Annotated in this window: 9 protein-coding genes and 1 pseudogene; 4 read left to right on the forward strand and 6 right to left on the reverse strand. The window is 59.1% G+C overall.

The annotated features are described in order from the left end of the window. Positions 1–650, reverse strand: a pseudogene (locus tag NW815_RS02945) (ABC transporter); the annotation flags it as partial. A gap of 9 nt (positions 651–659) precedes the next feature. Then, positions 660–1,811 (reverse strand): ABC exporter membrane fusion protein, encoded by a 1,152-nt coding sequence (locus NW815_RS02950; RefSeq protein WP_414388271.1) that lies wholly within the window; start codon positions 1,809–1,811, stop codon positions 660–662. A 333-nt stretch (positions 1,812–2,144) separates the two neighbouring features. Between NW815_RS02950 and murC the strand changes: the two genes are divergently transcribed. From murC to NW815_RS02965, 3 genes are all read left to right on the forward strand, one after another. Then, a complete protein-coding gene (gene murC, locus NW815_RS02955) occupies positions 2,145–3,584 on the forward strand; it encodes a UDP-N-acetylmuramate--L-alanine ligase (protein WP_414390380.1) in 1,440 nt (479 codons plus the stop codon). A gap of 61 nt (positions 3,585–3,645) precedes the next feature. Then, positions 3,646–4,632: a UDP-N-acetylmuramate dehydrogenase gene (gene murB / locus NW815_RS02960; RefSeq protein ID WP_414383327.1), complete on the forward strand. Its 987-nt coding sequence runs from the start codon at positions 3,646–3,648 to the stop codon at positions 4,630–4,632. Positions 4,633–4,736: 104 nt separating this feature from the next. Next, positions 4,737–5,003 (forward strand): hypothetical protein, encoded by a 267-nt coding sequence (locus tag NW815_RS02965; RefSeq protein ID WP_041436475.1) that lies wholly within the window; start codon positions 4,737–4,739, stop codon positions 5,001–5,003. A gap of 49 nt (positions 5,004–5,052) precedes the next feature. On the opposite strand, the gene NW815_RS02970 is transcribed toward NW815_RS02965, so the two are convergent. Further along, a complete protein-coding gene (locus NW815_RS02970) occupies positions 5,053–5,703 on the reverse strand; it encodes a cadmium resistance transporter (RefSeq protein WP_414390377.1) in 651 nt (216 codons plus the stop codon). Positions 5,704–5,707: 4 nt separating this feature from the next. Continuing rightward, on the reverse strand, positions 5,708–6,070 hold the full coding sequence (locus NW815_RS02975; protein WP_414390376.1) for a hypothetical protein: 363 nt from the start codon (positions 6,068–6,070) through the stop codon (positions 5,708–5,710). Positions 6,071–6,122: 52 nt separating this feature from the next. On the opposite strand from NW815_RS02975, the gene NW815_RS02980 reads away from it, so the two are divergent. Next, complete coding sequence (locus NW815_RS02980; protein WP_414390373.1) at positions 6,123–6,932, forward strand: DUF3598 family protein; 810 nt, start codon at positions 6,123–6,125, stop codon at positions 6,930–6,932. Here NW815_RS02980 and NW815_RS02985 read toward each other — a convergent pair. Both NW815_RS02985 and NW815_RS02990 read right to left on the reverse strand, forming a co-directional pair. Continuing rightward, positions 6,898–7,704, reverse strand: a complete 807-nt coding sequence (locus tag NW815_RS02985; protein WP_414351761.1) for an alpha/beta hydrolase — start codon at positions 7,702–7,704, stop codon at positions 6,898–6,900. The two genes, NW815_RS02980 and NW815_RS02985, sit on opposite strands and share 35 nt — an antisense overlap. Positions 7,705–7,746: 42 nt before the next feature. Beyond that, positions 7,747–8,393: ZIP family metal transporter (locus NW815_RS02990; RefSeq protein ID WP_414415689.1), on the reverse strand; the 647-nt coding region annotated here is incomplete at its 5' end.

Raw genomic sequence — 8,393 nt, forward strand, 5'->3', positions numbered from 1 at the left:
CCCCGCTGCGGAAAAATGCGCAGGAAATTGAGGTCGCTGGTGAGGATGGTGCCGTCGGCTCCGAAGGTGGCCCCCATCTCGAACAGGCCCCCCACCTGGACGCGGCGGTTTCCCACCTCAGTAACCACCTCTCGCCCGGACTCAAACCACTCTGGGATGGGGCCAAACTCGCTGCGGGAGCGGCGGTCAAACAGCACCACGTCCGCCTTTTTGATCTCTTCCAGCTTGTCCGGCGTCAGTTCCGGCAAGTCCAACAGATCAGCCGAGGGATCCACTCCTACCACAAAAATGCTGCGGGTACGGCGGGTCTCTGGATTTTTCCAGAGGGCAAAGCCCACATAGACAGGCGAGATGGCCCGCACCCCCTCAAAGCCCAAAGCCTGATAGAGTCGCCGCTGGGAGAAGGTGTTCATGGCAATCAGGGCGTTGGACTGAGGGCTGACCAGGAAGATCTCTCCCTTCAGGGCCACGTGGAAGCGGATGGCACTTTCCAGCAGACTGTCTTGGAAGCCCAACTGCATGAACATCAAGATGCAAGCAAAGGCAATGCCCGCCAGGGCCACCAGCAGGCGGATCTTCTCCCGCGTCAACTGCAGCCAGGCCAACGGGATCCGATGGGCGATAAAAGCCACACTGAACAGGCTGTACATGGGCTGAGCCTACCCCTCGACATCGATGGCCACATTCACCTGCAGGTTGGTCAGGCCAGCCACGCGGGCGCTGCTCTCCGGATCCAGGCGGATATACACTTCCACCACGCGGGCATCCACATCGGCAGCTGGGTCGGTGTTGAGCACATCTTTCTTGCCAATCTGCAGGCCTACCCGCTCCACTCGGCCCTGCAGGGTTTCTGGCAGAGCGCGGTTGCTGATGGTTGCTCGTTGCCCTGGCCGAACCCGCAGGATGTCCGTCTCGTAGACTTCCGCCACCACCATCATCTGGTCGGTGTTGCCCAGCTCAAGAATGCCCTCGCCGGCGGGGATGACCTCTCCAGGGCGGGTGTGGATCTTGAGCACCTGTCCAGCACGGGGAGCGCGGATGAGGGTGCGCTCTAGGCGAGCTTCTGCCAGTTCCAGATTGCGGGCCAGGGATCCCAGTTGGACTTGGGCTTGGGCCAGACTCAGTCCCGCCTCGGCAGCTTGGACTTGGGCTTGGGCATTGAGCAGATCGCGCTCACGGGCCAGGCGCAGTTGGCTCAGGGTGGCTTCGGCAGCCCGCAAGTCCTCCTGTCGTTGCCGCACCAGCAGCCGGCGTTGATCCAGCTCTTGTTGCGAGATTGCTCCTTCCTGCCAGAGCTCCTGAAAGCGGGCCAGATTGGCCTCGGCATCGGCCAGTTCTGCCCGGATACGTTCCACCACCGCTTCCTGGGAGCGGATTTGCATCTGTTGCGGCTCGTCCAGACGGCTGAGGCGGGTGCGTGCCTCTTGGATTTGGGCCTGACTGAAACGGGTCTCGGCCTGCAACCGGGCGCGGGCCTCTTGAAGTTGGGCAGCGGCATAGGCTCGCTCCGCCAACCGCTCGGCGTAGCTTTCCAAGCGGGCTAGCACTTGGCCTGCCACCACGCGATCCCCCTCGGCCACCAGCAGCTCTCCCAGCCGTTCTCCGGGGGAACCGGCAATGCGCAGCACTTCCCCCTCCGGCTCCAGGCGACCCAAAGCACCAACTTGCGGAGGCAGCCGCATTTCCACCGTTGCCTCTGCACTTCCCGATACCGACTGTGTGGCTCCCTGTTGGCTCAATCCCAGCCATGCCAGACCGGCACAACCAAGCAGCCCGACTCCTGCCAGCGACCAAAGCGCTCGTGGGTTCATGGCCTTTTACCCGCTGTGGCTTTGCAGACGACAAACGCCGCCTCTTTTTCTTAAATAAGTGTAAAGTTTTTGGGATGAAAATGTCCAGCTGTATTCTGTGTTGCTTGTGCTCACCGTATTTTCACCCCCTGTGGGTTCCCCAAGGTGCCGGCAGATCACGGCAACCGGTGGGGCGCAGCCTACCTAGCTCTGGGGATTCCTGATATGATGTGGCCTGTTCGAACCTGTTTGTAGTCAGCAGAACGCAGTCCTTTTTTTGGAGTGTGGCGGTTTTAGGAGTGGGGTGGAGTTGCGATGGTGGAAACAGTTGGAGGAGGGGATCCCATCCCGCCGTTGCCGGTTCGGTCTCAGCCTCCGCCCCTGCATTTGGATCCCCTAGATCCCTTGCTTTCCACCTATCACTTTGTGGGCATTGGTGGAGTGGGGATGTCGGCCCTGGCCTATATCCTGGCTAAACAAGGGTTTCGCGTTTCCGGATCCGACATTGTCGCCAATGGCCGTACCCGCCGCCTGGAAGCTTTGGGGGTGCGCTTCTTTCAGGGCCACAGCTTGGAGGGGTTGGTCGGGGATCCCCAGGTGGTCTATTCCAGCGCCATTCGCCCCACCAATCCAGAATTGGCCGCTGCCCTGGGCAAGGGATTGACGGTTTGGCACCGGGCAGACTTGTTGGCGGCTCTGTTTAACCGTCGCTCCGGCATTGGGGTGGCCGGCACTCACGGCAAAACCACCACCAGCAGCATGATCGGCTATGTATTGCTCTCGGCGGGCTGGGATCCCACCTTGATTATCGGCGGGGAAGTGGATGCCTGGGATGGCAATGCCCGTCTGGGTAAGGGGGAGTATTGGGTGGCGGAGGTGGATGAGTCGGATGGATCCCTGGTGCGGCTCTATCCCAAGATTGGGGTGATCACCAACATTGAGCTGGATCACCCCGATCACTACGCCGATTTGGGGCAGGTGATCCGGGCTTTTCAACAGTATGGGCAGCAAAGCCAAACCCTGGTGGCCTGTCTGGACTGTCCCAACGTGGCGGCTCACCTGAGGGTGGATGTGGGCTACAGCCTGACCGGTCATCCCCAAGCCCAGTACCAAGCTCGCCAAATCCTCTACACTGCCAGTTTCACCTGCGCCGAGATTTGGGAAAGGGGATCCCTGCTCGGCCAGCTCCAGTTGCAGGTGCTGGGATCCCACAACCTCAGCAATGCCCTGGCGGCGGTTGCCGTTGGGCGGCAGTTGGGCTTGGAGTTTGCGGTGATTGCCTCAGCTTTGGCGCAATTTCGGGGGGCGCATCGCCGCTTTGAGCACAAGGGGGAAGTGGGTGGAGTCACCTTTATCGACGACTATGCCCACCATCCCAGCGAGATTCGAGCCACCCTGCAGGCAGCCCGTCTGCAACAGCGGCGGGTGGTGGCCGTGTTTCAGCCTCATCGCCACAGCCGTTTGGCTGCCCTGTTCCAAGATTTTGCCCGCTGCTTTGGGGAGGCGGACGTGGTGGTGATCGTGCCTACGTATGGAGCGGGAGAGCCGGCGCCTGAGGGTTCCGACAACAGCTTGCGCTTGGCCGTGGCGGTGGCGGAGCACCATCCCCATGTGCGCTATGTGTCGTCTTTGCCGCAATTGCCGGAGGTGTTGCCGTCCGTCCTGCAGCCTGGAGATCTCGCCGTTTTTTTGGGCGCAGGGGACCTAAATCAGCAGATAATCGCTACGATGCGGGCATATGCGGCTCAGGTGAGGGAACAGCCTGAGCAAGCCAAAAATCCAAACTTCAGCTGAAAAGGAAAGCCAAAAATCCAAACTTCAGCTGAAAAGATAGCTGCTTCTGAGGTATTGAATCATGACGACGGCTCCGGTGGTGCCTCAGCGGGACGGTTCCTGTGAGTCTGAGGCGGCAAGTCTTACCGCTGAAGACAGGCTTCTCCCCCGCGGGCCGGCGGCTCTGCTATCTGGACGAATTCAATCGGGGATCCCGTTGGCTCCTCTGACCACCTTTCGCGTGGGCGGCAAAGCGGAGTGGTATTGTGAGCCCCGTAGCCATCTGGAGCTGCAGCAGTGTTTGGCTTGGGCGCGAGCAGAAGGGATCCCCACGACGCTGCTGGGGGCAGGCAGCAATCTGCTCATCAGCGATGCGGGGTTGAAGGGGCTGGTGATCGGCACTCGCCGTTTGCGGGGGATCCAACTGCTGGAAGGGGGGAGAATTTGGGCCGCTGCCGGAGAGCCTTTGGTCAATCTGTCGCGGGCCGCCGCCAAGCAAGGCTGGAGCGGTTTGGAGTGGGCCATCGGGATCCCGGGCACCCTGGGGGGAGCCGTGGTGATGAATGCGGGTGCCCACGGACGCGCCATGGCGGATGTGCTGGTGGAAGTGCAGATTTTGGACGAGGAACAAGAGCCCTGCCGCCTAGAACCTGCCGATCTGCAATTTGGCTATCGCCGCTCTCGCCTACAGGACTCCCCCTGGACGGTGACAGGAGCGACGCTGCAGTTGATCCCAAGCAGGGATCCGTCCCAGGTGCAGTGGGAAACCCAGCGCTACCTCAACCAACGCCTAAGCTCTCAACCCTACCATTTGCCCAGTTGTGGCAGCGTCTTTCGCAACCCCGAATCTCACCCTGCCGGCTGGCTAATCGAGCAGGTCGGCTTGAAGGGGTACCGCATCGGTGGGGCCCAAATTTCAGAGCGCCATGCCAACTTCATCCTCAATTGCCATCAGGCGAGTGCCAAGGACATTTACCGCTTGATTCGCTTGGCCCAGGAAAAGGTCTATCAACAATGGTCGGTGCTTTTGGAGCCGGAAGTGCGCATTCTGGGATCCTTTGAGGATTAGAGGAGCATTGGGCAGACAATTTGGACTGTTTTCTTTTGGTGATTTTGATGATTCTGCTCTTAAACTGTTCTTACCGCCTTTTGTAGATGTTCGCCTATCGGCTTATGAGTCAAGATGTAGCCACTTTACGTCGTTTAATTCGACGGCTCAATCAGTCCCACACCACTGCGGAAGAACGCCGCTATTTGGTGGAGATCGGCAGCCTGGCTGCTTTGCTCACCCCAGAAGAGGCTGCCGCTTTGGCCCAAGATCCCAAGCAACTCACCGCCGAGCAGCACTATCGCATTTGGGACTGGGTGCATCGCTGGGAACGGGAGCACCGCCACGAAGATCTGGACTGGGATCCCTCCCTAGACCGACACAACGACTAGAACTCGAAAGAATCCCGTCCCGCTATCACGAACAAATCCCGGCCAGAGTCTAAGACAAAAGCCATCTCCAAGTCTCATTTTTGAACAGGATCCACACCCCCAAACCTACCAGAATCCAGGGCACCCAGTGTTCTGTCCGTTCCGTTAAAACCTTCGCCACTGCAGGCTGCATCGTCAGTTTTTGAGCCATTGCAAACCACAATCCCTTCATCAGAAAAAAGATTGTGGCAAAGAGGGCCAACTGGAGAGAGGTGCTGCCGGCAAACAAAGGAACGTACAGGCTGACATTATCTCCGCCGTTGGCAAAGGTGAAGAGCATGGACATCAGAACTGGCGGGGGCAAAAGGATCGGCCAAGCCTTTTGGGTTGGGCGCTCTCGCAACTCTTCCAACTCTTTTTCCAAAGTTTCTTCAGGTTCAGGTCGCCACAATTTCCAACCACCCACAGCAATCGGGATCAACCCCAGCAGCCCAATCGCAGGTGGCGGCAACAGCAGGCCCCCCAGGTATCCCAGAGAGCTGAGCAGGATCAACCCTGCCAAGCCCAAGTAGCCTCCCAGCCAAATGTGCCAGCCCTTCCAAGTAGGCCGAATCTGTGCCTGGGCAAACAACAGAACCAGCAAGAAAAAGTCGTCGATATGGGTGGCAACAAAAGCGAGGATCCCTTCGACTAAAGTTGCCCAGAAAATTGCCAGCGGCATAGGGTTAAGAAATGGGGAAGATGGCGCTGATATCGACGAGGTGAAACTGAAGCAGCCCAACAATTGCCGAAGTATAGGCGGTAGAAGAAGCCAGCCCAATCAAGAGATCACGTTTCACATTGCGAGGTTTTTCGCTTCTCTCGACGACGTCCGTAGCGCCAAATTGCATCATGAGAATGCCCATCAAGTTGGAGAGCCAATACCCCACGAGGGTTCCGCCCAAAAGCCACTGCGGTTGCCACAAGCTACAAAGGTAGCCGAACCCATAGGCAATCGGCAGATTGAAAAACAAGTCATTCCACCAGGAAAGGGGAGACAGCATAAACCCCAAAATCAGTAAAATGCCACCTCGGAGCTTCTTCCCCATAGGTCTTGCTCTCCAGCGTTACGTCCTCACAATCTTAGCTTCACATTGCTTCATGAAAACCCAAAAACAATGTCTGGCTCTCCACCTGGGAGTGTGGCACGGCCTCTTCTCCAACTATCGACCCACCGCCGGCGGCTGGGAGCTGGGGGGCCAAAAGCGCAGCCTCATCACCTTTGAGGCCTTGGCTCCATCCTCTTCTTCAGGAAGTCCGGCGGCAGGGAGCGCGATCCGCCAAACCAACGCCTACTACCCCCTACAGGGATCCCCCACTCCCGAAAGCTCCCAGAGCTGGGTCTACCAGGATTTCTCGCCGGGATTGCGCTTTTTCCCCGATGGATCTTTTTCCAATGGGCGGCTGCAGCTGGCGCCGTTTAGTGATTTTGCCGTCGAGCAGGGCTTTCTCTGGGGGGATCGCAAGGCGCGGCTGGTGCAACAGTGGGATGCCCAAGGTCGTCTGGTAGAGGTAACCGCGATCCTGGAGCGGCGCGGCCAAGCTTTGGATCCCGTTGCAGACTGTGCACCCCTGAGCAGAGAGCAGCTGAGAGCCTGCCTCCAGGGGAGATGGCGGGGGATCGCCCAGAGCTTTGCGGTTGCCGAGGGCCGGTTTGCCGAAACCGAGGTGGACTGCTCGGGGGCAGAGTGGTTGAGCAACTGGGATCCCTTGCCGGGAGGGCTGTGGATTGGCGGGCCGGATCCCTTGCCCATCCCTACCGCCTACCGGGATCGCAGCTTTTCGGTAAGCCTGAGCTGGTTTCCGCAGTCGGAAGACTGCCATTGTCTCTTGCGTTTGATCCGGGACTACGATGCCCGCGGTGCTTGGCAGCGGGTTACGCTGATCCGGGCGCAGAGGGATCCCGTTTGAGAAAGGCGCAAACCTGGGCAAACACCGTTTCCCGCTCGCAGTCCAAAGTGAGGATGTGGTCGGAGTGCTCCAGCCAAGACAAGATCTTCTCCTCGGATCCCAGCTCTTGATAGAGCCACGCTGCCTGTTCAGGATCCACTACTGTATCTTGGCGAGATTGCAGGATCAGAGTGGGAACCCGGATGCCAGCCACCTCTCCCTTGACCCGCTCGATCAGCTCCAGAGCGCTGCGCACCGCCGACAGATTAAAGCTGCGGAAATAGGCCGTTCTTTCTGCCAAGGCTCGAGCGTCCCCATCCCGAATCGGCAAGCTGAGGCGGGGCACCTCCTTCAATAGCCAACCCAGGCTGTTCAGGTACTGCTCAGGGCGAAAAAGATAGTACCAGCGGTGGCGAATGGCGAAAAATGGCGCCAGCAGCACCAATTTATGGATGGGATGGGCAAAAGCCAGGTGCAAAGCCAGCAGACAGCCGGTGGAAAAGCCCACCAAGGAAACGCGGGGATACTCCTGCTGCAAAGCCAGATAATGCTCCAAAGCCCGCCCGTACCACTCCGTCCAGCGGGAAGGGGGCATGTGGGCAGACCGGCGGTCGTGTAAGCGATGCGGAGCACTGTCATGGCCGGGATAGTTAAATCCCTGCACCGTCAGGCCAGCCGCCAACAGCCGCTCTGCCAGCCATTGCAACTCGTAAACACCGCCCCCCAATCCATGTAGCAGCAGACAGGCGTGTTCCCCTGCTCCTCGCCACAAAAAGGGTTCGTTACTCAACATAAAAAAATAAAACTCCGTTCCACTTCGCGACGGGATCCCTTGCTAGCCCAAGGTGATATCCAGCAACATCATCACCACAAACCCACTGATGACCCCAAAGGTGCCCTCCCGCTCCAACCCCTGCCGGTGCGACTCAGGGATGATCTCATCGGAAATGACAAACAACATCGCCCCCGCCGCAAAAGCCATGCCCCAGGGTAGTAGGGGCTGCGCCAGAGAGACCACCGTTGCTCCCAGGATCCCGCCGATGGGCTCCACCAGTCCGGTCAGCAGGGCGATGCCAAAAGCAAACCGCCGCGAATACCCTTGGCTTGCCAGCGACAAAGCCACCACCAGCCCCTCTGGAATGTTCTGCAAGCCGATCCCCAACGCCAACGCCAACCCATCGCCGACTTGGCCGGTAGCGAAACCCACTCCCACCGCCAGTCCTTCCGGGAAATTGTGCAGGGCAATGGCAATGATAAAAAGCCAAATCCGCTTCAAATGGGCGCGGTTCTCCCCTTCCACCCCTTTGAAAAAGTGCTCGTGAGGAAAGAGGCGGTGGGCACTCTCCAGGAAGATCGCCCCCAACAACAGGCCTGCCACCATCACCACAGCCGCCCCAAATGGGGAATACCCCAGCGCTATGGCTGCCTCGGTGCCCGGCACCAGCAGGGAAAAAGAGGTGGCCGCCAACATCACCCCACCCC

Origin of the sequence: Synechococcus sp. R6-7 (assembly GCF_047461695.1) — a bacterium.
In the GTDB taxonomy this organism is placed as follows: Bacteria; Cyanobacteriota; Cyanobacteriia; order Thermostichales; family Thermostichaceae; genus Thermostichus.

Bases quoted from the DNA above. Each gene is read 5' to 3' on its own strand.
- NW815_RS02985 (WP_414351761.1), bottom strand. From the start codon at position 7,704: ATGTTGAGTAACGAACCCTTTTTGTGGCGAGGAGCAGGGGAACACGCC.
- NW815_RS02950 (WP_414388271.1), bottom strand. From the start codon at position 1,811: ATGAACCCACGAGCGCTTTGGTCGCTGGCAGGAGTCGGGCTGCTTGGT.
- NW815_RS02965 (WP_041436475.1), top strand. From the start codon at position 4,737: ATGAGTCAAGATGTAGCCACTTTACGTCGTTTAATTCGACGGCTCAAT.
- murB (WP_414383327.1), top strand. From the start codon at position 3,646: ATGACGACGGCTCCGGTGGTGCCTCAGCGGGACGGTTCCTGTGAGTCT.
- NW815_RS02975 (WP_414390376.1), bottom strand. From the start codon at position 6,070: ATGGGGAAGAAGCTCCGAGGTGGCATTTTACTGATTTTGGGGTTTATG.
- NW815_RS02980 (WP_414390373.1), top strand. From the start codon at position 6,123: ATGAAAACCCAAAAACAATGTCTGGCTCTCCACCTGGGAGTGTGGCAC.
- NW815_RS02970 (WP_414390377.1), bottom strand. From the start codon at position 5,703: ATGCCGCTGGCAATTTTCTGGGCAACTTTAGTCGAAGGGATCCTCGCT.